The sequence below is a fragment of the Candidatus Pantoea persica genome, assembly GCF_013753875.1.
Lineage (GTDB): Bacteria > Pseudomonadota > Gammaproteobacteria > Enterobacterales > Enterobacteriaceae > Pantoea > Pantoea persica.
In genome coordinates this window covers 1-22,939 of sequence record NZ_SMDS01000005.1, presented here as the reverse complement: position 1 = coordinate 22,939, position 22,939 = coordinate 1, and the positions used below count along the sequence as shown (strand labels likewise).

Sequence of the window (22,939 nt, the reverse complement as noted above, 5' to 3'; positions counted from 1 at the left end):
CGTAGTACAGGTCGTCCAGATGCGAAAAAGGTCGCCCATCGGGCGGCCTTTTCCGGCACTTCCATATGCGATCAACCGTTATTTATGCAGCTCAGCGGTCATGTGAATAACGTTACTGGTGCTGGCCTCAGTGATTTTATATTGAGCAGCCCTGCTGCTGAGCCTGCGCTGCGATTTTAGCTTCGGCACCGTCCAGCGTTGAGGCAGTTGCGGTAACGGTCTGCGCGGAGCCTGAGGCTGACATCAGTGAAAGAGCGTCAACAGCGGCGATTGACATAGCTTTGCTTTGATAGTTTTCATTGTCTTAATCCTTAGTTTGTGTGGTTGAAAGCATATTTGCTCTCGGTGTGAGACAAAGATTAAGCAATCCGGCGCATAAGGTAAATGTCTCATTTATTATCAAGTGGATCAGATAATCTTATGCAGTAAACTAGCCTATGCTGGAAAGACCTGTCTACAGTATGTTCGACGCGCTTCCAGGAAAATAATGGAAGCAAGGTGCAGGGCCATTTCTTAAAAAGAGTAATCTCAACACGAAATGTGTTACATTGGATATAGTACAGATCTGTATCCGTCTCGCCAGATGATTCAGATGTGCTTATTTCATGCGTATACTCATTTTAAACTTTGGAAGTTTTATGGTCTTAATACTGCTGAATCATTATTTAATGCCAATGGGTATACAGCTGTCGGCGTTGACCTGATCCGAAATACCGCCGGTGTATCAAAGACTTCAATGTACCGACATTTTGGTTCAAAAATAAATTGATACTGGCAGTCCTGGCTCGCAGGCATCTGCGTTTTGAAGATCTGCTGGGAAGTGTGGTCACTCATGAAATGAGTATGGAAGAGAAACTGGATGCATTAATTGACTGGCACTTTGAATGGTTTGGTGCTGAGGATTTTTACGGTTGTATGTTTATGCATGCGATGTCGGAATTTTAAGAATATGATGATGAAATTGTGGTTGCGACCACAATACATAAGGAATGGATTAAGGATTTAATTATAAAGGTTATTTCTGATTATCAGAATTTCAATGAAAGGCAAACGGGAAAGAAAGCATAAGCTATCATGGCCTTTATGGAAGGCATAATTATCCGAGCCGAATTTACTGATATCGCATCCCACAAACTCACTTACCGATTAGCGATCCAAACGCTGGCTCAAACAACGTTCTAGTGGAGATTAATAATAATATCAGTGACTACTGGTGTGCATCATATTGGTCTGGCCGTATCAAATCTTGAAGAAAGTGCTGCATTCTTTACTAAATTACTAGGCTGGCAGGAAGTTAAGCGACGGGATGATTATCCTGCTATTTTCGTTAAAGATTATGCACTTACAATCACGCTCTGGAAAACGCAAACAGAAGGGCCTATTAAATATGACCGTAAAAAAATGTCGTCTTTCACCACCTAGCTTTGCGGGTTGACAGTAAAAAGGTTCTGTTTCAGCTTCTTGACGTGTTGATAGAAATCGAGTTCGAGCCGACGCTCAGAGGCGAGGGGACATTAATGCACATGATGTGTTATGAACCTAGTGGGATAAGAATTGAATTCTACTATCAGGATAAATTATTCATGACTTTCATCGCTAAAAGTCTGTAGATTATTCTTTGTGGCTAATAAGTTTATATAGGTGATCGCTAAGGCGGTTACCAAACCTGATGACAGGACGGCTCATGGCTTATCGTCAGTTCCGAATTAGACCAAATATTTTTTCTTTCCGGCAAATCGTTTATATACGTTTCAAGCTGAACTGACTCCAGTAACCGATAATCTGAAAACTGTGTCTGCAATATTGGCTTCTGGCACACAGGAGACATTCATGTCTATATCCTGATAGCTCCCTCCGGCTCCCCGGCGTTACCGGGTCGTCAAGCCCTACTGCGCTAACCGGCAGAGCCGGTAAGCTCCGCCGAATCCCTTCGGGGTTCGGGCCTGACGGCTAGGGTCTGATGGCAACGGACAGGGCGTGTTTAAAGTCTGCTATGAGCGAAAAGCGGACGTTCTCATTTGTCATTACTGCTGGGATGCAGGACTAACATTAACATGTGATAATCGTCGAGGAGCAGATCAGGAGTGTCCTGGCCGTATACGCGGGCAGGGTTCGATTGTGAAGTTGTAAACAACATAAAGGAAAGGATTAGAGACATCTGTCACGGGATTGCGTACCACATAACGGCCAGCTGTGAGCAAAAAGGAAAACCTTGCTGGTTTCCCACATAAGTTGGGGGGATTGCTAACATTTAGTGTATCTTAAAATAAGAAACAGGTCATCTAACTAAACTCAATCTTGATACAATCATAATTTTTGATGCGTTTATCATTAAGTAAACGACTGAAGAGATATGTATATACCATCAAATTTTACACAAGATTATTTTTTCTGAGGGGATTTTCGTATTTTGCGAATTGAATAATGATGGACACAAAGCGAGCCTTGCAAAACTTACAAAGTTGACAATTAAATCCCTTGCTTTGAGTGCCAGATTTTAATTCTGTCCTCTGTACAACACTAAAAATACAAATTACTTGGCGTTAGGGATGTTAGTTATAAATAGCATTATATAGTATCTTTGTGAAAAAATTCCACAGCGGTGGCAAAACCCCAATGAAATATTAAAATATTCTTTTATTGATTGCGAGTTAGGTTTTTTATGTCGAAACCGATGCAGCAGTACAACAACCCCACACTGATCATACTGGCCTTTTTCAATCAGCATGTTTGAATATTCTGCTCTAATAACTTAAAAGCTTTTATATCTAGCAGTCTTGATTTGGCAATCAAACAAGACGATGCATGATGCCAAATTAAAAATTTTACAGATAAAACCTCATATGAAAGCTTTATAAAAAACATGAGACAAAAGTATTCGATGCTTATCCATCTTTGAAAAACAAATATTTAACAGAAGCAGATAAAACTTATGTAGTGCACAAAGTTTAGTTCGGTGTTGCTAAAATGGAAATGTATGAATGCCTTAATGATATGTTGAAATCGTAAAATCCATCAATTAACCTACTCCAGCACTCGAAGAGTATGATTTAATATGAAAAAAAAGAATTTATTCTGCTATTATTTCTTGTTGTGTTTTATCTACTAGAATTAGGCTTGCATTTAGTAGATACTCCTGAAATCGATGATTTTCTATCAATAAGGGAGAGCTGTTCAGGATGGTTCTTTACTATTTATTTGATTGGTGTGGCTGATGGTTTAATCATTGCAGGTAAAGCTTCGGAGAGTTAAGGTAATAAATGTATTTGCTTAGCCGGTTGCCTAACATAGTTTAGTTATCCTCATGCTATGTTAATATTATCTTACGATAAAGGGACAAACTTCCTTATTACAAGATTCTCACAAGGAGCCGGTAGTGGCATTTGCTATTTGACGACGAAAATTAGAGTAAAGGAACGCTACAGAACAGAAAGTTATATATTAAAAATATTCTCAATTACATGGAGTTCCATGTGCAGTTCCTATAATAGCGCCCATTACAGGTTTATGCATTTCATTTTTATCTTGGCTTAACGGTAACGCTAGAAAAATTTCAATATGCTTGCTGAAAATTAGTGGTTATAATGTTTATTATAATCACACAATATCGGTAATAAATTAATAAATAACGGTGACTTTATGGACTATTTTTTGAAGGGATTTGATTTAAAGATACTTGAAACATTTTCTGTTATATATGCTGAGCGTTCGGTCAGGGGAGCGGCTAAAAGACTAGACGTTAATCCATCAACTATTTCAAAAAACCTGGCTAAATTAAGAAGTTGGTATGATGACGAAATGTTTATTCAAACGCCTAATGAGCTTATTCCAAGCCCGCTCTCAGAACAGTTATACCCAATGATAGAAGATTTGCTTTCAAAGGCAAAATTTATAAGCCAATTTAAAATAAAAACAAATTGGAATGGGCAAAACATCAATTTAACACTTGAAGAACATTTTCTCACAGTATCCTTGAGAAATATTTCGTCAGATCTACATAAAATAATGGGTGCTAAAGATCTTGATATTAACATATCAAATTGGAATTATAAATCCACGTCCAAAATAATACATGGTGAAGTTGATGTTGGTGTATGCGGATTGGAATCATGTACAGATTCAAAATATCACCCTGATAAATTACCTATTAATATTTGTCATGAGATTTTATTTCGAGACATTCCGTCAGTATATATTCATAAAGATCACCCGGTCTTAATTGAAGACTGGTCATTCGAATCTTTTATTCGGCATGAGCATATAGGTGTTTCTTGGGAAAACAAAAAGGAATGGGTTCTCGATACATGTTTGAATCAAATAGGTTATAAAAGAAAAATAACTCTAGTGGTCAACAATTTTATACATGCTGTTCAGCTGGCTTCAAATCCTGAGGAGCATCGACTCGCTATAGCTCCCACATACTGCTGGCCTTATATAAAAAGCAATTTTGATAAAATGGTTAGGCTCCAGCTGCCTCTAAAAAACGATATTCTCAAAAGGATAGAGGTTTTGTATGTAGTTCTTTATCATAAGCGCATGAAATATAACTTAAAAAACAAGATGATAAGGGATTATCTTCACAGTTCATGTAGTTCAAATATCTAATCTAAAGGTACATTTTTCTTACGTAAGTCTCATTCTAAATGGGACAGGGAGGCTAAAATGAAGATTGCTGTAATCGGATGTGGAAATATAGTGGTTAAAGAACACATCCCTGCCATTATTTCTCTTGATATTAAAATCCATGCTTTGTGTGATATATCTCAAGGAAATATAGATAGTGCGAAAAAATTGCTGGATTATGAAGTTCCAACTTATACCTGCTATAAACAGCTAATTAAAAAAGAGCGACCTGACACGTTGGTAGTTGCTTTGCCTCATAATTTGTATTATGACGTACTAATATTTTGCAGCGATTTCCCTTTGAAAATTATTAAAGAGAAACCTTTTGCTTTGAACTTGGCTGAAGCAAAAAAATTCAGTGACTTATCTCGCGGTAAAAACCTCAAAATTTTTACAGTCTGTCAAAAGAGATATACGCCTGCATATGAATTACTTAAGCAAGAAATAAATGATACTGGCGAAAAAATTTCTCACCTAACAATTAGATATACTATTCCAAGTGAAAATCCTAACGCGAACTGGAGAAGCCAATTTTCCACATCAGGTGGTGGTGTTTGGCTAGATATGGGTTATCACGTTATAGACATCATAAATTATTTATTCGATGGTAAAGAAGTAACTGTTAATCATGCAAGATTATTAAATTCTTCAGAAGAAAATTATAACGTAGAAGATATGGCTTTTGTGGAAATGGAGTGTGCCGGTGTAATTATATTTGCCTATATTTCGTGCGTAGAAATTGAAAAACATGAAGATATTACTGCTTATGGTAAGAGCAAGATATTCTATACAGACAAGAAAGGATTAACAGTCAAAAATAAAAAACAGCAACTTGTTAAGAGGATTGAAGCTGAAGACGATTCACCGTTTGTTAGGATGTACAAAGACTTCCTATTTGATAGTGGTGAGGCGGGTTTTGAAAGAAATCTAAGTAGCTCGACATCTTTGATGCGTATTCTGGAAAAGGCAGTAATGAATAGTAAGTTTAACGTGGCTGCATAATAGGAGATAACACTATGACTAATCAGTACTCAAAATTTTCACACCCTAAATTTTCTGATGAAATAAAAAATAGCGTTCAAAATCAGCTTTTTGAAGATATCTCCATATATGATAATAGTGGCATTTATGAGCGCCTTGAAGGGGAATTCAAAAAGAAGTTTAATGTTGAAAACGCAATTGCAGTTAACTCAGGAACGACAGCCCTATTCTCTATGTTCTACGGTGCAGGAATTGCACGTGGAGATGAAGTAATTGTCCCAAGCTACACTTTTTTTGCAACCTGTGCGCCCCTTCATCAGCTTGGAGCTGAGCTCAAGTTTGCTGATTGCGGAGATAATGGTAATGTTGATCCTAAGACCGTAGAAGCCTTAGTTACTAGCAAAACCAAGGCTGTTGTAGTTACGCACATGTGGGGCATTCCTTGTGATATGGACGAGCTTATGGATATTTGTAAGCGCCATAACTTATTGCTTCTTGAAGACAGCTCACATGCTCATGGTGCAACTTGGGATGGCAAAATGATTGGAAGCTTCAGCGATGGCTCTGCATGGAGTTTTCAGGGTAAAAAAATCCTCACCTCTGGCGAGGGCGGATTTTTTGCTACTAAACACCGTAGGATGTATGAAAGAGCCGTTTTAGTAGGCCATTTCAACAAGCGTGCAAAAAAAGAAGTTCGTAATGAAGATCTAAAAGATTTTGCAATTACTGGCACAGGTTTGAATTTGCGTATGCATCCATTAGGGGCTGCCGTAGTAATGCCACAGATGTCTCACTTTGAACAAATGATGATAGAAAAGCGAGAAACTGCAATGTTAATGAAAAAAGGCATTGAATTGATTGATGGCTTGAAAGTTGCTCGTATTCCAGAAAAGGCTGATCCAGCATGGTACGCCCTACCTGTTCTTTTCGATAAAACAAAGTTTACTATAGGTCTACGCGAGTTTGTAACAAAGCTAAATGAACTTGGTGCTGTTGAAGCCGACATTCCAGGATCAACTTGCCCCCTTAATGGATATTTCTTATTCCACTCGCCGCATAAGATTTCACAAGACTACTCTGAAAAAATTCGTGTCGAAAAGCGTCACTTTGAAAATGCAATTAACTTTCAGAATAGTATGTTTAAGTTAGATGTTTGGTACGGTGAAGAACGTCATGGTTTCATTGATAACTATCTGACTATAATCAATAAAGTTGCGGAGCTGTATAGAAAATGATTGAGCGTTTAGTTCCGCATGAAATTATTGATAGTCTGGATAAGTACGATCGGATTGTTGTTGGAGGCATCATTAGCATCGTTGGAAAAGAAAGTGCATTTCTTTTTTTAAAACGTTCTCCACATGAGTTTATGCCTAACTCATGGGAAATACCTTCAGGTGGGATAAAAGATGGCGAATCTATGTTGCAAGCGCTTAAACGCGAAATAAAAGAAGAAACTAGCTTAGAGGTTTCTGATGTTAGAAATTTTGTTAGCGCTGTTGAATACATAGCTAATAATAAAAAATGTTTGCAACTTAGCTTTACTGTTTTTTGTAATGGAAAAATAAAACTAAGTGAAGAACATTCAGATTATGCACTTTCTAAAATAGATGACTTCGTATATAATTTAGACAATTTTATGATGAAAGTACTTCAGGCTGCATGATTTCTTACTGGGTCAATATCATTGACCCAGCTTCTTCGGAGCTAAAATGTTAAATATTGCTTTAGAAGCTGTCAAAATGATACGCCCTTACACCGTAAAAGAGTTTGAGAGAACCAAAAAATTTACTACTAAAGCTGATAAATCTATAGTGACCCAAGCTGACCTGACCATCGAGAAAGAAATTAGAAATCTTCTCATTTCTAGAAAGCCAGATAGTGAGATCTTGGGTGAAGAATTTGGTTCAAAAAACGGTGAACAGGTGTCAACAGGATGGATCATTGATCCTATCGATGGGACAAGAGCATTTTTGTATGGCGTTCCCCTTTTTAGTACTCTAATTTCATATGTCGAAGACAATGAGCCAATTGTAGGTGTAATATCATTTCCTGCGTTAAACCAGTTAATTTATGCATCCAAAGATAGCGGATGTTGGTTTCAAAACGGAAATGATCAGCCAGTTAAAATATGGATTAGCTCGGCTAATAAGGTCAAACTTGCAAAGGCAGTAGTATCTGCCTCTGGTATTCATAGCACGACATTTGATAGACGAGAAGGCAGCAAAGCCTATAATTTATCAAAGATATTCGATTTAGCGAGAGACGTTATTTTTATCAATGATAGCTATCAACATATTATGGTGGCCTTGGGACGTATTGACGCAGCAATCGATACGATTATGAAGCCCTGGGATATTGCAGCATTAATACCTTGCCTGCGTGAAGCGGGCGTAGTTTGCTCAGATATGAATGGTAGCGTTACTAATTTGTTATATGGAGGCAGCCTACTCACTGCCTCGTCGCAGACACTTTTAAATGAATTGATTGTACAATTAAATGGAAGGGATGTTTAGACCCAGTAACTGGGTCACTTAGGATAATAAATTGAACATTTTTAAGTTAGAAGATAACGAGTCAGGTAATCTTGTTTATTCTGAGTAATTCCTAATATAAACAATGTATTCTACATAAAATGACTATTTCAACATGCTTGCCTTGGGTTTTAATTCAAAATTTGTTCAGGCCGTACGTGAGGGAGGAGAGTCAGCGGCATTATCCACCATTAAACGATCTTTTTTATATGCCGCCAGAAACGGTGGAAACTGGTTTGAGTCAACCTATAGCCGCCTGAAAGAAAATCCAGAGTGGCGCGTTCATGAATTTGCCTGTGGGCACAGCATCATGCTGGATTGTCCGGAAGAACAGCTGTCGTTACTCATTGCGGATGCGTATCGATATCCTCTCTGTCTACTGCTGAGCGGGCAATTAACAGCTGCAGTGGATAAAAAACCAGAAAGGAACTAACCATGAATTCAGGCGACTGCCTCCGTGATACTCATCTGGGGGATAAATTTTGTCGTTATCAAAATTGACGTAGCGGGGATGCCGCCTTTTTTATTCGCCGCCATGCGCTTTACGCTCATTGCACTGCCCGCAATATTTTTTATTAAGCCGCCCGAGACAAAGATCGCTCTACTGATTTTTTATGGCATGACCATCAGTTTCGGACAGTTTGCGCTGCTTTTTTTAGCGATGCGGCTGGGAATGCCTGCCGGAATTGCCTCACTGGTTATTCAGTCTCAGGCCTTCTTTACAGCCCTTCTCGGAATTTTTTTTGGCGAAAAGCTGCGCTTTATCATTTCCTAGGCTTCACTATTGCCGGGATGGGGATGTGTCTGGTTGGGATGGGCAGCGACGGCACGGCAGATATTACCCCGTTGACTATGCAGCTTACGCTTCTTGCCGCGCTTTGCTGGGGTCATGAGTATTCCCACGCAGCAGGTGATGCAGGGGCAGGTTATTACCCTCCAGCTGCACTACGACACGGATAGTTATTACGAACAGTCGCGTGACGGGATCATGCGCAATATTGCGAACGGCACAAACGTTTTCCGCATGACCTTTCCAATGCAGGCCGTGCACGACACGGTAAAGGCTGACATCTTGTGGACCAACAGCTGCCCGGCCGACATGGGCGACGCGGTGAAGATGAGCGAGGTCTGCAGCGATCCTGGCGGCACCCGGTCAGTCACGGTGGGCGGACAGGCCTACAGCGTCTACAGCGACTGCTGGGGCTACACCACGCAGTGGAACGTGTTCGAAGACGACACCAACACCTGTCAGGCCTACATCGACAATCCGAACTGCAGCGAAGGCACCCGCACCTGCACGCAGAAAATCGGCAGCCTCTGCGTTTACAGCAGGCTTACTTACCAGTGTTGCGCACACCGTGAAAAGCACCGGCTACGTCTTCGGCTCGGACGGCAGCTGCTCGGCAATGCAGGCGGGCCAGAACCAGAGCTCTGAGATGGCGGTGTCACAGCTGGCTGCGCTCGCGGCGGCGGGCAAGGACTTCGCGGGCATAGACCCGAACTTCGTGACGGCGTTTACGGGCAAAGCGATGGCCTGCCGCAAAAGCGGCGGATGGTGGCAGAGCGCGGGGCTGGCGCACTGCAACACCGAGGAGAATAAGGTGGCGGTGTGATCCTGAACGGCTACCACGCGAGCGCCTTGCGCATAAAACAGTTTAGCGCTGACGTTGCCGGCATTACCTAAGCCCTGTACGGAGATACGGCTCTGTGCGACGTCAATTCCCAGTTTATCGGCTGCGCGACGGGCGGTAACAAATACACAACGCCCGGTCGCTTTCACTCGCCCGAGCGATCCGCCCAGATGTACTGGCTTACCGGTCACAACGCCTGTGGAAATGGCGCCGACATTCGTCAACCAAGTATCCATAATCCATGCCATAACCTGCGCGTTGGTGCCAACATCCGGCGCGGGAATGTCCTGCTGGGGACCAATGAGAGACCCAATCTCGCTGGTATACCGCCGCGTCAGCCGCTCCAGCTCTTTCACGGACAATGATGAAGGATCGACGCGAATGCCCCTTTCGCCCCGCCGAACGGCAGGTTTAAGGCGGCGCATTTGATGGTCATCCACGCCGAAAGCGCCACCACCTCTTCCAGCGTTACGTCAGGATGATAGCGTACGCCGCCTTTGCCCGGTCCTCGCGACAAGTTGTGCCGGACGCGGTAACCGTCAAAATAGCGTACGCTGCCGTCATCTATTTCCAGAGGGATATCGACAATGAGCGCACGCTTGGGATGGCATAGCGTATCGGCCCAGCGGCTCATATCGCCAAGCAACGACAATACACGCTCGACCTAGGTCAGATAGGTTTGCCATGCTGAATGCGGGTCGCCCGTCACATATGAGAGTGCTGACAAAATAAGCTCCGGTTTGTAGTGTGCAGATGTACCCGCTAATCAGCGGCAACAAGTGACGTTACTAGTCGTTTAAACCCAGTTTCTTTTCCAGATAGTGGATGTTGGTGCCACCCTGCTGGAAATATTCGTCGGACATAATGCGCATCTGCAGCTCAATGTTGGTCTTGATGCCGTCAATGATAAGTTCTGCCAGAGCGTTCTTCATGCGGGCAATCGCCACGTCACGCGTTTCGCCATAGCAGCTCAGCTTGCCGATCGTGGAATCGTAATACGGCGGCACGCTGTAGCCGGCGTAAATGTATGCTTCCCAAAGCATGACAAAACCACCTGGCGCGTGGAAGCGCGTGATTTTGCCTGGGCTCGGTTAGGAAGGCGTTCGGGTCTTCGGCGTTGATACGGCACTCGACCGCATGACCGCGAATGACCACGTCATCCTGCTTGATAGAGAGCGGCTGACCGGCAGCGATACGCAGCTGCTCTTTGATCAGGTCTACGTCAGTGATCATCTCGGTCACCGGATGCTCAACCTGAATACGGGTGTTCATCTCAATGAAGTAGAACTCACCGTTTTCATACAGGAGCTCGAAGGTGCCTGCACCACGTTAGCCGATTTAGATACAGGCGTTAGAGCAGCGCTCGCCGATATAGCGACGCAGCTCTAGCCTAATGCCTGGCGCTGGCGCTTCTTCGACCACTTTCTGGTGACGACGCTGCATAGAGCAGTCGCGCTCGGCCAGATAGATGGAGTTGCCCTGGCCGTCGGCCAGCACCTGAATCTCGATATGGCGCGGGTTCTCGAGATACTTATCCATGTAAACCATGTCGTTGTTGAAAGCAGCTTTGGCTTACGCTTTACGTCATGTTAATGGACTGCTCAATATCCTTATCGCTGCGCACGACGCGCATGCCGCGACCGCCGACAGACGCCTTGATGATAACCGGATAACCGATGCGCTTGGCAATCGCACGGTTTTTCTCCATGTCGTCGCCCAGCGAACCGTCAGAACCCGGTACGGTCGGCACGCCCGCTTTCTTCATCGAGGTAATTGCAGAGACTTTGTCACCTATCAGGCAGATGGTATCTGCTTTTGGACCGATGAAGATAAGCAGAACGTTCAACCTGCTCGGCGAAATCGGCGTTCTCAGAGAGGAAGCCGTAGCCAGGGTGAATAGCAACCGCGCCGGTGATTTCGGCAGCGGAAATCAGCGCCGGGCCGATGCAGACGGTTTCGTCTGCCAGCAGCACGTGCTTCAGATCGCGATCGGCAGTGGAGTGCACCGCAACGGTCTTGATGCCCAGCTCTTTACAGGCGCGGAGAATACGCAGCGCGATCTCTCCGCGGTTAGCAATGACAATTTGATCCAGCATGGTTCGCCTCGTTATTCGATGACGGCCAGCGGCTCGTCAAATTCAACCGGCTAGCCGCTTTCGACCAGAATGGCTTTCACGACGCCAGATTTATCGGCTTCGATCTGGTTCATCATCTTCATCGCTTCAACGATGCTGAGGGTATCGCCAGCGTTAACTTTCTGACCGATTTCAATAAAGGCTTTCGCATCCGGGCTCGGGGTGCGACAGAAGGTGCCGACCATCGGCGAACGCACGATGTGGCCGCTGATTTTAGCAGGCTTGGCCGCTTCCTCGGCCGGCGCTGCTACTGGCGCGACGGCTGCGGCTAATGCAGGCTGCGGAGCCGGTGCAGCGAAAGCCTGCTGCATGACTGGATAACCGACATTGGCAGGTGCACGGCTGATACGAACGGACTCTTAGCCCTCAGAAATTTCCAGCTCAGCGATGCCGGATTCTTCAACCAGTTCGATCAGTTTTTTTAATTTTACGAATATCCATGAGTATGGTTCCGTATACTTCAGAAAGTCCTTTTATAACAAAGCATACTTATGCCCATGACATAGAAAGTTCAGGTAGGGTATAAGTAAAGGTTAGATACGTAGGCTGCAATACGTGTATCAATGGCAAAGAGTGACGGCATCACACCCTTCGACAGATAGGTATCATACCGGGCATCAGCGATGCCCGACGTAAAACATGTAATCATGGGTGACACTGGCTTCTTGTCCCTGTCTGCACCCGTTTCTGCCTGCAGCATTCGGTTAAAAGACGCAAGCTGCATTTCCATTCTGCGCGTCATGCCCGGCAGGGGAACCAGCGTCAGCATGAGCCACGGCATCCATATGAAGCCGGTCATCAGCAGTATAACCAGCATCGTCCGTCACGGTGCTCAGTCCGTGAAAGATAATGAGCCAGTAAATCATCCTGATATCCAGTTTCAGCTAGAGTTAATGCGGTTTAGCGCTGCGCTGCCTGCCTATAACTGTAGTCATTGCTCTGCACGATCTTAATCTGGTCGCCAGAGGCTTTGAGCACGTGCTCGTTCTGCAACAAGGCCAGGTTACTGCCATAGGGTCACCACAAGCGGTTCTAACCCCGGCGCTTATTCATTCAACATGGGAGATACACGCATCTGTGGACCATCCGGCACATGGAATAATTAGCGTCCACTATTTATAATTTATCATCTAAATCAATAAATTAAAAATAATGCGATATTTTATAGCCATCTTTCTGCATCGATAATTTCTGGCCAGCAAGACATAAGCGCTTGAGCCAATTCTGTTAAGGAGCCGAAATTGCTGTTAAGTCTCCCTGTACTGATGTTTGCAACTTCGATAATTCAAAAGGCTGGTGTAAAGGGTGTGGTCGACCTCTTAAGGAAGCGAGGGAGTGGCGTAAGCTTTTACCCTATCATCGTAAAGAAATCGAGCGAGCTCTTCCTGTGCGGCTGAAAATAATATCCAAGATGAGCGAGACAAACTAACAGCTACAGAAACCTTGAGTTCCAGAACCCGCTGAAGAATCAGAAAAATCTTCAGTTCATTTCATATGATGATGAAGACCGCTGCGGCCTCATGCTTTTAACAGGTATCTAGTTACATGCAACAGGGTCTTTGCTTTCATAATAGGGTATCTACTTGCATGATACCGTCAACATCAGTTTATGCAGAAAAGTTCAATAGTCTCTACTTTCATGGAATCCCAGTAGCAGTGTCTTTACTTGCATGATTTACGGTGTCATGAGGTATCTACATTTCATGTAAAAATGTTGGAAAAGTGAGTTCCAGCATGAAAACAGATACTTTTTTGTGAATACATACCATACATGTAAGTAGATACCGTCCATGGCACCTTCATGAAACTAGATACCTTTTCAATATACGTTCATGAAAATGCATACCTATAATCGCATTCAGGAAAAAATGTTTTCACTCAATTTTTCAATCAGGGGGAAAGCACTTGAAGCTTTGGGGAACGGCTGTTGATGACAAACTGAATCTCTCTGCCCTTCTTCAGTTCAATAAAATTGATATAGCCAATTCTGTACAGATCAGCCATAGCACGGCGTATGATGGAGTTTTGCAGCTTAACCGGCGAACCCATAGCCAGCCTTTCACGTAGGCGTTTCATAGAGATATAAAGCGTGCCGGCAGGCATACTCTCAAAGTAAATGTAGAGCGACTGAGCCGCTTCTTTACGGGATAGCTCAGACAAGGCTTTAAGACCAAGCAACACCTTGTGATCGTATCGGTACAGTTCCCACAGATTACTGTCAGCTGTAATTTCAACGGTATCTGTATTCATGTTAAGAACAGCACGTTGCACCAGATGCGAAAACATCGATTTCTTACCGTCTTTACTACTGAATGCGAGTGTGACGCTGGAAATGCTAAAAAGGGAGTCGTGAAGGCGTTTACGAGAGCGGGCGTTAAGATCAGCTGATTTGATACCGCACATTTTTGCAAACTCGGTAAAGGGTAAATTTATGGTTTCACTACTATAACCATAGGTAGAGAAGGCCATTATGATACCCAGCCACGTTTTAAAATCCGTAGACATGCTGAGCTTAGCCCCTTGGATCTTTATATCTGTGTAGCCCTCACGCCGTGCTACCTCAAGACTAGAAAGCTCATCAGACGCATCGATCATGAAGTCGCGCTTGCCTTTTTCCTTTGGGGCCACAGGCGTAAAGACGCTGAGCCTGAGCAAGGCAACTGGCTGAACAGTTTTATGGCTGTTAGGTTCCAGTAGATAAACTGTGTCTAAATCTTTTTTTACGATCGAGAATGGATGACTTATATCTATGATTTCATTTTTGTTTTCCATAAACCTCGAACCCCGGATCAAAAAGGATCCTTCTCCATGAAAGTAAATACCCTTTACACATGAAAATAGAGACCTTTCCCATGAAAGTAAATACTAATTTCATGAAAGTAAATGCCTTTTTCATGAAAGTAGATACCCAAAGTGATGTTTTTACATGAGATATCAATGGATTACTAGCTTTGTGATCTTTTATGATCTCATATGATCTTACAATGGTCTTAAAATCAATGATCTAAGCGGTGGATAAGTGGATAACTACAACTGCAATTACCTGTAGTCATAGTTAAATCCAGTGTGCCACTAGACTAAGTAGAGGCTAAGAGTGAAAGTACCTGCCCATCTGATAAACTCTTTCTGAAGCTTTGTCTGTATTTTTTAGCTGATAACGCGCCCAAGGCTTTTAACTGTCTGGTGAGCTACAAAGAATTTGTTGCTCACCAGACAGTTTTCTAGTGAACCAGATTTACTCTTACATTCTTACCATCTTCGAAGCGGTTAATGGCTTTTCAAAACCCTGTACATAATTTCACAGAGCAGCGTCGCACTTGGGAAATTTGGTTACGTTGTCTCCTCATTCAACATTTCTTGTTCGTAGCGACAGAAATTACCCCGAGGCTGGCATTACGCAGGCGCCATACTTAGCATTAGATCGCGCGCTCACTCACACCTCAGCACCGATATATCATTGCGGAGGAGACTAACGGAGCACTTGTGCTTCGCAGAATGCTCATAAACCTGTTCCGGCACTTTAGGAACTCAGGGAAGAGAAACCACCACCCAGCTCCACAAGGATCAGGCTCTACCTGTATGGAGCGTTGTGGCCTATGTGCTGACCGATATCTCAGGGCTGGGGGCGTACCGGGTGCTCAGTGACGGGAAGTGGTCCGAGCACAACGCGGTGAGCCTGAATTCGGCAGTGAACCCTGTATATCTTTACCGGATTAACCTAGCCGTGGCCTTTGATAAAGATGGAAAACAGGTAAGTTCGCTGCTGGCAGGCCTTGGGCAGATGTGTATCAACTGTGGGGAACATATGACCCCACAGTCTAGCGACACCACGTCTGATACTTACAGTCTCATCGCAGAAAACCAATAAAAAAGGAAATAAGAAAAAGTCAGCTTTGCCGAAGATGTCTGCAACAGTCCAGTAATTCATTAGTTACTGACTACAATGGATGTTCTGACAGGTGGAAAAAATAGACAGGAAAGCACGACTACAGATGCTCAGGCCGCATCCGGGAGGCGGTTGAACAGATTAGTGCCGGATCTGAGCCAGATCGCCAGCAGAAAGGCCAGTCATTTTCATAATGGTGTCACGGTCGAGGCCGTTCTGCAGCATTGTACACGCGATTTTCAGGGTTGCTTCACGTTCTCCTTCATTACGTCCTTCCACTAGCCCTTCCATACGTCCTTTCTCAATGCCTTTTTGTTCCAGCTGCTGTGCAATGGTCATGAGTGCGTCTCCGTGTTGCGGCACACGCTGTACCAGCTTTCGTACAAAGGCTTCGGAATCGGCCGACTCCCCCGCCTGCAGTAAATAGTGTATCAGCGCCGTTACCTGGGGTGAAGAAAGATAGTCCTCCATCAGCAGCATAGCCAGCCGATCGGTCAGGGTAGCCATGTCACGCTGATAGATGTGCTTCTGTAACAGGGTGAGCGCCGCCATGCTGCGATGGTTCATGATGTCATTGTCAGGGATGACAGTGATGTATGTCAGAGGGAGACGCTTCCATACAGCTTCTCAGCCACTGTCGGGTTGTCAAACTCATCCAGCCAGCGGATGGAGTACGAGTATGGGCTGCATTCTCCAGTATAGAACAACACAGGTATTACCAGCGGCAGCTTCTTATGACCTGCCTCGAGGTGGCGCTGCATGGCCGCCACGGCGTAGCGCAACAGGCGAAAAGCCATATGCCGGTCCGGGGAAGACTGGTGCTCGATGAGTTCGTGAACGTAGCCGTCTCCGGCAGTGGTCTTCAGGCTGTAAAGAATGTCGCTGAAGTACTGCCGCAGAGCGTCCTCGACGAATGAGCCGGATTCCAGCTTCAGGGTGTTAAGGTCGCAAAGTGCGCGCAGCCCTGCCGGAAGATGAAGCTCCATAAAGTCCCGGTCAATGTCCGGCTGCGTGAGGAATTGCCGGAAAGTGGCGTCATGGGGCGTAGGAGTACCGCTTTTTTTCTTCATCCATGCTGACTCTTAAAATGATACGAAATATGATACCACGGTAGTAAAATTGCTATGAGAAACATACATGTTTCTGGCTGTATCCTTCCCTGCTACAGGCACTCCTCCAAAATCCGGGGAACGTAGGTGCCGCCCAAGCCAACATTATGCTTCTTTCTTATCCATGCAGTATATGCTACGAGACCAGATTGTCCGAAACGTCCGTAATTACTGGAAATTTCTTAAAATTTGAGATTTTCACCCCGTTTTTTTTGAGCTTACGCCTTCCACATAGTACCCAACAACTTTTATCCTGAATTCAGCACCGCTGCCTGTAGCCTAAACCTAAATATGTGCCCTCTATTGCCGATTAAATACTTTATGGTGGTCAATCGACCTGCTCACTGCCATGAACACTGGGAGGCAAATGGTATGTTTTCTAAAAGTCAGTTGCAAAACGTGGAGGATGTACAACTCAGCCTCTATATGGATTGGCTATTCGAGGGCAATCAACCGCTGCGAAGCAGAAGCAGACAGCTGTTTTTCAGAAGTAAGAAATGAGGTTTTTCACAGTATGAAACAGCGAATGATGCATGAGGAATTGAAACGCCACAGCAGAGAGCTTCAGCGCGTTCTTGAAGAAAAAAAGAGGCGGCTTTTCTGGTGGTGCCACTGAAAATTCAGACGACTGTAGCGGTCAGGTGCTTAATAATAGCAGTGATATCTGCGTCTGAGTAGCGCGCAGGTAGTTCGATAAAAACCATCGCCATACTTGAACAGACTTCGCGCTTAATCGCGTCACGCGCGCTGGCATCTCCCTCATAAGGGCTGGCTCCATGATATTGATACTCTACCACTGCAACCGACTGGCCGCTGCGATCGATAATCACAAAATCAGCCCGCTTACTGTTGATTGTCCCGTATGCCGGTTTGCTGTCTGAGCCAGGGATCTCAACGAGCGATACCGTACAAAAAGCCTTTATCTAGGCTACTAACATTAATAATGTCTTAAGTCTGCAGTAAACTGAATATTCACCTTTGTTCATCAGCGGGCGCTTGTGAAACTCTGTTACATCTGAATGTGGCCGGCTGACGTTCGACTATATTCTCTTCTCTTACTTCTTCGTGGGTCTTGAAGCTACCATCACTACGCTCGTTTTGCTAATGAGGAGAGCTGCGCCCCGGTCCACTTTTCTTTTCGTGCGGGCGTTCGGATCTCGTTTTACTTAGAATTTTAATTAGTATAAAAGCGGCAATCACAAACAGTGTAAAAGTGGATAAGTTCATCGTTATCCATACATGAAAATTCAAACGATTGAGGTCAACAAGCTCAGAAGTGAAGTGGCATTAAACAGGATTGGACCCCCTCCCCTGCCTTATTAATGACGAATTCTTGGCTCTATAGCAAAAAGCACTCAATTCAAAATTCATAAAAAAGTAAGTCAAACAAACGTATTTTTACTCATTTGAGTGTATGATTTTGTGTGTTTTCGAATCTTTACACCTTTGATCATTTGTGTTTTACTCCTTTACACTATCACTCAAATAAGCAAATGAGGCTTTGAGCGTGAAGATCATTTCGTTTCTGAATCCTAAAGGTGGCTCTGGCAAAACCACTGCAACAATCAACGTCAGCTCCTCCATTGCCAGTAGCGGTAAAAAAGTCGCAGTGGTTGATACTGACCCACAAATGAGTCTTACAAACTGGAACAGCGCCGGTAAGGCCGGATTTGATGTTTATACCGCCTCATCTGAAAAGGACGTCTATCAGGTTCGTAAAGAACTTGGCAATTATGACTACATTATAATTGATGGCGCTGGCTCACTTTCTGTCATCACTTCTGCAGCCGTGATGGTGAGTGATCTCATTATCATTCCTGTTACACCTAGTCCGCTCGATTTCTCAGCGGCAGGTTCCGTGGTGACCGTTCTTGAGGCCCAGGCTTATAACCGCCCTGTCGAGGCTCGATTCCTGATCACCCGAAAGATTGAACAGGCGACGATGCTCAGTGTCTTGAAAAGCAGCATTGCTCAGACGGGAATCAAAGCGTTCAAAACCGCCATTACTCAGCGCCAAAGCTATGTGAGATCGGTTCTTAAAGGAGAGAGTGTGTTTAATACCTCTGACAGAGCCGCTCGAGGAGAAATCCAAATCCTGACTAAAGAAATACTGTTAATTTTTGAGTGAAAACTTATATACTCATTTGGGGGGGTTATGGCTCTTGAGAAAAAACATTCGTCATCAATGATGACGTTCGGCGCGCATCGTGATCTGGAGAAAATTGTTCAGGCTCCTGAGGTAAAAGCTCCGTCAGAAAAGCAGAAACGCGTGAACGTGAATTTCAGCGAAGATAAGCACGCCCGCTTCAAGGTTGCTTGTGCTAAACGTGGAATCAGCATCACAGATGTTATTAATGAACTAGTTGATGAATGGTTACGTAAAAATGAGTAATTACTTATTTGAGTCAATGTATTTTTGTGGGGTTACGGTTATTTAAACCCGTAACAATCATGACCACTGCAACCAAACGGAGGTTTTACTCGTTAATATAAAAACTTATATAAGTAATTAAGTAAGTATTAAGTTGAGTCTTTGAGTGATCTTTGTCTGGGCTGGTCTGTAACGAAAATACTTACAATAAGCACATAGTTTTGCATTGAGTAAATATGTAAAAGAGTGCACGGGAGGTGGAGTACTTATCTACTTAAATGAGTCAAAGTGTTCTGGCTTTCTTTACCGTAACGGCATACTCAGTTACTGCGACCTTTAGAGCTGGTTAAAACCAGGTACGGTTTAGTACAAAAGCAAATCTTTTTGTTAGTAATTACTGGATTGAGTTTTTGAGTACAAACCCATAAACACAAATGAGTTTAAGGAGCTTTTGTTTACAGATGTCCTGTAAACATCTAGGTCAGCGCACTTTAGCTACAGGCCGTTCTTTCCTGTTTATCGTCCATGCGTGACTCAGCATCTTTCGTTTCATCTTCCAGTCCGGATCGATTCCTTTGCCCGCGCGCGAAACCTATGCTGTAGGGCCCGGAGCGATTCATCGTGTCCATCAAACTCATAAGAGCCTCGCTGCCGACGTGCGGCACCTCATAATCAAACAGGTTGAACTGAGCCACGCAGTTCGGCCGTAACTCGCTCAGCATGATGCCGGCTTTACACATAGCAAAAACCCGGGCGCCAGATTGCATCCAAAGATTTAACCGCCGCCTCAAGTATGTTGCGCGTGTCCTGCGTGCCGACGCGCAGCTTTACGAACGCCGTGTTACCGTAGCCCGGCTGTCTGATGTCAAAAGGCGACGTGTGGATAAAAACGGAGATATGGTGGCAGAACTGCCAGTCCTCGCGAAGCTTCTCCGCCACGCGTTCATCATACGCGCAGACTGACTGTCGCATAGCGTCGTATTCTGTTATGCGCTCGCCAAAGCTACGGCTCACGACAATCTGCTGTTTCGGCGGGAGCGTATCCTCCATCGGAATGCAGGATTCAACGTTAAGCTCGCGTACGGTACGCTCCAGCACCACGCCAAAATCCTTACGGATGAAGGAAGGGGAGGTGCGTGCCAGATCGAGTGCCGTTGTCACGCCGAGCAGCTGCAGGCGCTTTTCGAGCCGGGACCCTACGTCCCAGAGTTCGCTCACGGGCTGACGCGACAGCAGGGGTTCGGTTCGCCTCGGATTGCCCGGTGTGAGCGCCAGCACCCCACCAAACTGTGGCCACTCCTTTCCTGCCCACTGTGCCGATTTCGCTAGGGTCTTCGTCGGCCAAAGCCCGACCCTGACCGTCAGGCCTGTGCAGGCCCGGACGTGCGCCCGAAATCCTCATACGGCATAGTCATTTCCATACCCGTGCAGTCACAGAACCCTTCGTCAACCGAATACATCTCCAGACGCGGCACAATCTCCTCGATGCAGGATATTACGCGCGTGCTCATAGAATGATACAGAGCATAATTGCTTGAAAAAATGTATTTTCTCAGGGAAGTGTTGGTTTTTTATCTTGAACCACGGATTGCCCATTTTACGTACATTTTAGCTTCATTACTGTGCGTGGTAACGCAGTTGTCGTTGTTTGACAGGATGGCTACTGGTGCATTTCTCAGTTCAGGGCGGAACACCTTCTCGGCGCTGGCGTAAAAGCTGTTTACGTCAATCAGCCCGAACATGTCAGTTCCTCCTGCTAGGCGTATGAACGAAATGCGCCACCACCCCGAAGATGACCAGCGTATCCGGATCGGGAATGATGACGGGACAGGCCGGATTCATGGGCTGCAGCACGGGTCCCTTCGGCGTCAGCAAAAGGCGCTTTACCGTGAATTCACCGTAAAGCTCAGCGATAACTACGTCGTTATGCGCCGGCGTGAGGGAGCGATCGACGATAAGCAGGTCGCCTTCATAGAGGCCGATGTCCTGCATGCTGTTGCCCTGCGCGCGCAGGAAAAAGGTGCTTGCCCTGTGGGCTATAAGATGTTCGTTCAAATCAAGTTTCTGCTCAGCGTAATCCTGGCAGGGGGAGGGAAACCCGCAGGGCACACGTTCCAGGAAAAGAGGCCTGAAGCTGGGCGGCGGATTGTCCACCGGGTGCATCAACTAAAAGGCGATAAACATAGCAAAAACTCCTGTCAAAATGCTGTGTGTATTCACAGTTGTATTAACTGGCTTTTAGGAAGGTGCAAGATGGCAGGAACAGCAGTGACGTGCTGCTTAATCGGGACCATTGATTTATACGGAGTTGCAGCGAACCGATAGCGTAAAAATCAACCTTTTTCATTCGGGTTCCGTCTGGCGCGGCCTGCAGAAGTTTATCAACAGCTTTTTGCGCCGAATGTGCAGTAAATATGTGGATAAGAGCCACCTCTGGCTCACCCTGACGGGATCGTCAGCCCCACTCAGCTACCCGGAAAAGCCGGCAAGCTTCGCCGGACCGCAAAGCGTACCGGGTCTGACGGCTAGGGTCTGATGTCCAGAAAAACAAAGCATTACGTGCTGGCGCTCCTCTGAAATCCTGTCTGCAGCCTTTTATCTCTGGTCTGATGTGTATGATTAGTGTTCGTTTAAGGAATTGCATAAACAGGGAGCACGTTATGAAAATCACTATTTCCTCACATCAGCCCGGAACTACCTTCCGCTTGCGGCGCACGGGCCTGCACTGACGCATCCAGCGACCGGTATCCTGCCGCAGATAAACCTCATAAAACAAAACCAGACAGCGGGCTGGCGCGAACCGCGACGGCCTGAATCCGCCGCAGCTCTGAGGCGCAACGATGTTTCGCTGTCGCTGCATCGTGCTCGGCTTTTCCGCCGGGCTTCACCGGTTTAAGTCCTTTGCTGGGGCTGAGACAAGCACAGGCGCCGTGGTCGTCCAGGGTTAAATGAACACAGGGAAAATTTATTTCCGGCCACTGCGTTGGACCGGAAATAAATTTTCCCTGTGTTCATTTAACCCTGGACGCCTGCCGTCACCTGCGCTGGTTTACGCCCTTGCGGCGAAGGATCTCAAACGGGTGAAGTGAATACCGGAGGAAAAAACCAGCCGATCTCCACAAAACGTCAACACCGCTGCTCCCGAAACTCAACGGGTGACGTGGTTTAAAACCCAACTGCACGAGGAGAACGAACATGGCTTCACGAGGCGTCAACAAGGCCATCCTGGTCGGCAATCTGGGGCTGGACCCGGAGGTGCGCTACATGCCGAACGGCGGAGCGGTCGCGAATATCACGCTGGCCACGTCAGAAACGTGGCGGGACAAGCAGACCGGTGAGAACAAAGAGGTGACGGAGTGGCACCGCGTGGTGCTGTTCGGAAAGCTCGCAGAGGTGGCGGGGGAGTACCTGCATAAGGGCTCGCAGGTCTACATCGAGGGCCAGCTACGCACGCGCAAGTGGCAGGACCAGGGCGGCCAGGATCGCTATACCACCGAAGTGGTGGTGAACGTCGGCGGCACCATGCAGATGCTGGGCGGGCGCGGCAACGGTACAGGTGGACAGGCAGGACAGCAGTTCAGAGGCCGCCTGCAGTGGTTGATCGCATATGGAAGTGCCGGAAAAGGCCGCCCGATGGGCGACCTTTTTCGCATCTGGACGACCTGTACTACG

Annotated in this window: 22 protein-coding genes and 7 pseudogenes; 17 read left to right on the top strand and 12 right to left on the bottom strand. The window is 45.5% G+C overall.

Going from position 1 to position 22,939, the window contains the following annotated elements; all coding sequences use genetic code 11:
• Positions 1–78: 78 nt before the first annotated feature.
• A pseudogene (locus EIO60_RS01605) lies at positions 79–277 on the bottom strand (YdgH/BhsA/McbA-like domain containing protein).
• A gap of 261 nt (positions 278–538) precedes the next feature.
• Between EIO60_RS01605 and EIO60_RS16405 the strand changes: the two are divergent.
• From EIO60_RS16405 to traN, 11 genes and pseudogenes are all read left to right on the top strand, one after another.
• The gene (locus tag EIO60_RS16405; RefSeq protein WP_374058095.1) at positions 539–769 is read left to right on the top strand and encodes a TetR/AcrR family transcriptional regulator; all 231 of its coding nucleotides are present in this window, start codon (positions 539–541) and stop codon (positions 767–769) included.
• Positions 766–945 (top strand): hypothetical protein, encoded by a 180-nt coding sequence (locus tag EIO60_RS01600; protein WP_258575730.1) that lies wholly within the window; start codon positions 766–768, stop codon positions 943–945. Before EIO60_RS16405 ends, EIO60_RS01600 begins: the two co-directional genes overlap by 4 nt.
• Before the next feature lie 258 nt (positions 946–1,203).
• The gene (locus EIO60_RS01595; RefSeq protein WP_258575729.1) at positions 1,204–1,422 is read left to right on the top strand and encodes a VOC family protein; all 219 of its coding nucleotides are present in this window, start codon (positions 1,204–1,206) and stop codon (positions 1,420–1,422) included.
• 2,217 nt (positions 1,423–3,639) lie between these two features.
• On the top strand, positions 3,640–4,605 hold the full coding sequence (locus EIO60_RS01590; RefSeq protein ID WP_258575728.1) for a LysR family transcriptional regulator: 966 nt from the start codon (positions 3,640–3,642) through the stop codon (positions 4,603–4,605).
• A gap of 57 nt (positions 4,606–4,662) precedes the next feature.
• A complete protein-coding gene (locus EIO60_RS01585) occupies positions 4,663–5,625 on the top strand; it encodes a Gfo/Idh/MocA family protein (RefSeq protein WP_258575727.1) in 963 nt (320 codons plus the stop codon).
• A 14-nt stretch (positions 5,626–5,639) separates the two neighbouring features.
• On the top strand, positions 5,640–6,839 hold the full coding sequence (locus EIO60_RS01580; protein ID WP_258575726.1) for a DegT/DnrJ/EryC1/StrS family aminotransferase: 1,200 nt from the start codon (positions 5,640–5,642) through the stop codon (positions 6,837–6,839).
• Positions 6,836–7,267: an NUDIX domain-containing protein gene (locus EIO60_RS01575; RefSeq protein WP_258575725.1), complete on the top strand. Its 432-nt coding sequence runs from the start codon at positions 6,836–6,838 to the stop codon at positions 7,265–7,267. Before EIO60_RS01580 ends, EIO60_RS01575 begins: the two co-directional genes overlap by 4 nt.
• 46 nt (positions 7,268–7,313) lie before the next feature.
• Positions 7,314–8,117, top strand: a complete 804-nt coding sequence (locus EIO60_RS01570) for an inositol monophosphatase family protein (RefSeq protein ID WP_258575724.1) — start codon at positions 7,314–7,316, stop codon at positions 8,115–8,117.
• A gap of 133 nt (positions 8,118–8,250) precedes the next feature.
• A complete protein-coding gene (locus tag EIO60_RS01565) occupies positions 8,251–8,568 on the top strand; it encodes a hypothetical protein (protein WP_258575723.1) in 318 nt (105 codons plus the stop codon).
• Positions 8,569–8,592: 24 nt separating this feature from the next.
• Positions 8,593–8,910: an EamA family transporter gene (locus EIO60_RS01560; protein WP_258575722.1), complete on the top strand. Its 318-nt coding sequence runs from the start codon at positions 8,593–8,595 to the stop codon at positions 8,908–8,910.
• A gap of 114 nt (positions 8,911–9,024) precedes the next feature.
• Positions 9,025–9,748: pseudogene (traN, locus tag EIO60_RS01555) on the top strand (conjugal transfer protein TraN).
• Here traN and EIO60_RS01550 read toward each other — a convergent pair.
• The 4 genes and pseudogenes from EIO60_RS01550 to EIO60_RS01535 form a co-directional block, all read right to left on the bottom strand.
• Positions 9,724–10,493, bottom strand: a pseudogene (locus tag EIO60_RS01550) (Glu/Leu/Phe/Val family dehydrogenase); the annotation flags it as partial. The pseudogenes traN and EIO60_RS01550 sit on opposite strands and share 25 nt — an antisense overlap.
• A gap of 61 nt (positions 10,494–10,554) precedes the next feature.
• Positions 10,555–11,862, bottom strand: a pseudogene (accC, locus tag EIO60_RS01545) (acetyl-CoA carboxylase biotin carboxylase subunit).
• A 50-nt stretch (positions 11,863–11,912) separates the two neighbouring features.
• Positions 11,913–12,342, bottom strand: a pseudogene (gene accB, locus EIO60_RS01540) (acetyl-CoA carboxylase biotin carboxyl carrier protein).
• Positions 12,343–12,412: 70 nt separating this feature from the next.
• A complete protein-coding gene (locus EIO60_RS01535) occupies positions 12,413–12,718 on the bottom strand; it encodes a hypothetical protein (protein ID WP_258575721.1) in 306 nt (101 codons plus the stop codon).
• Between the two features lie 423 nt (positions 12,719–13,141).
• Between EIO60_RS01535 and EIO60_RS01530 the strand changes: the two genes are divergently transcribed.
• On the top strand, positions 13,142–13,330 hold the full coding sequence (locus EIO60_RS01530; protein WP_258575733.1) for a DUF1289 domain-containing protein: 189 nt from the start codon (positions 13,142–13,144) through the stop codon (positions 13,328–13,330).
• Between the two features lie 461 nt (positions 13,331–13,791).
• On the opposite strand, the gene EIO60_RS01525 is transcribed toward EIO60_RS01530, so the two are convergent.
• On the bottom strand, positions 13,792–14,673 hold the full coding sequence (locus EIO60_RS01525; RefSeq protein ID WP_258575720.1) for a RepB family plasmid replication initiator protein: 882 nt from the start codon (positions 14,671–14,673) through the stop codon (positions 13,792–13,794).
• 817 nt (positions 14,674–15,490) lie between these two features.
• On the opposite strand from EIO60_RS01525, the gene EIO60_RS01520 reads away from it, so the two are divergent.
• Positions 15,491–15,769 carry a hypothetical protein gene (locus tag EIO60_RS01520; protein WP_258575719.1) on the top strand — a complete coding sequence of 93 codons (279 nt, stop codon included), beginning with the start codon at positions 15,491–15,493 and terminating at the stop codon, positions 15,767–15,769.
• A gap of 159 nt (positions 15,770–15,928) precedes the next feature.
• Here EIO60_RS01520 and EIO60_RS01515 read toward each other — a convergent pair.
• Together EIO60_RS01515 and EIO60_RS01510 are read right to left on the bottom strand one after the other, a co-directional pair.
• Positions 15,929–16,857: pseudogene (locus EIO60_RS01515) on the bottom strand (Rpn family recombination-promoting nuclease/putative transposase).
• Positions 16,858–17,516: 659 nt separating this feature from the next.
• A complete protein-coding gene (locus tag EIO60_RS01510) occupies positions 17,517–17,786 on the bottom strand; it encodes a DUF2726 domain-containing protein (RefSeq protein ID WP_258575732.1) in 270 nt (89 codons plus the stop codon).
• A gap of 617 nt (positions 17,787–18,403) precedes the next feature.
• Between EIO60_RS01510 and EIO60_RS01505 the strand changes: the two genes are divergently transcribed.
• Both EIO60_RS01505 and EIO60_RS01500 read left to right on the top strand, forming a co-directional pair.
• Positions 18,404–19,024 (top strand): AAA family ATPase, encoded by a 621-nt coding sequence (locus EIO60_RS01505; RefSeq protein ID WP_258575718.1) that lies wholly within the window; start codon positions 18,404–18,406, stop codon positions 19,022–19,024.
• A 27-nt stretch (positions 19,025–19,051) separates the two neighbouring features.
• On the top strand, positions 19,052–19,288 hold the full coding sequence (locus EIO60_RS01500; protein ID WP_258575717.1) for a plasmid partition protein ParG: 237 nt from the start codon (positions 19,052–19,054) through the stop codon (positions 19,286–19,288).
• Between the two features lie 460 nt (positions 19,289–19,748).
• Here EIO60_RS01500 and EIO60_RS16400 read toward each other — a convergent pair whose 3' ends face one another.
• The 4 genes and pseudogenes from EIO60_RS16400 to umuD form a co-directional block, all read right to left on the bottom strand.
• Positions 19,749–19,820, bottom strand: coding sequence for a hypothetical protein (locus EIO60_RS16400; protein ID WP_374058097.1), 72 nt, complete (start codon positions 19,818–19,820; stop codon positions 19,749–19,751).
• 179 nt (positions 19,821–19,999) lie between these two features.
• A complete protein-coding gene (locus tag EIO60_RS01490) occupies positions 20,000–20,545 on the bottom strand; it encodes a DinB/UmuC family translesion DNA polymerase (protein WP_258575715.1) in 546 nt (181 codons plus the stop codon).
• Between the two features lie 83 nt (positions 20,546–20,628).
• Positions 20,629–21,009 (bottom strand): annotated as a pseudogene (locus EIO60_RS01485) (Y-family DNA polymerase).
• Between the two features lies 1 nt (position 21,010).
• Positions 21,011–21,430 carry a translesion error-prone DNA polymerase V autoproteolytic subunit gene (umuD, locus tag EIO60_RS01480; RefSeq protein ID WP_258575731.1) on the bottom strand — a complete coding sequence of 140 codons (420 nt, stop codon included), beginning with the start codon at positions 21,428–21,430 and terminating at the stop codon, positions 21,011–21,013.
• A gap of 145 nt (positions 21,431–21,575) precedes the next feature.
• On the opposite strand from umuD, the gene EIO60_RS01475 reads away from it, so the two are divergent.
• Positions 21,576–21,803, top strand: a complete 228-nt coding sequence (locus tag EIO60_RS01475) for a hypothetical protein (protein ID WP_258575714.1) — start codon at positions 21,576–21,578, stop codon at positions 21,801–21,803.
• A gap of 659 nt (positions 21,804–22,462) precedes the next feature.
• Positions 22,463–22,939, top strand: a 477-nt coding sequence (gene ssb / locus EIO60_RS01470) for a single-stranded DNA-binding protein (RefSeq protein WP_258575713.1), incomplete at its 3' end; no start/stop codon positions are given.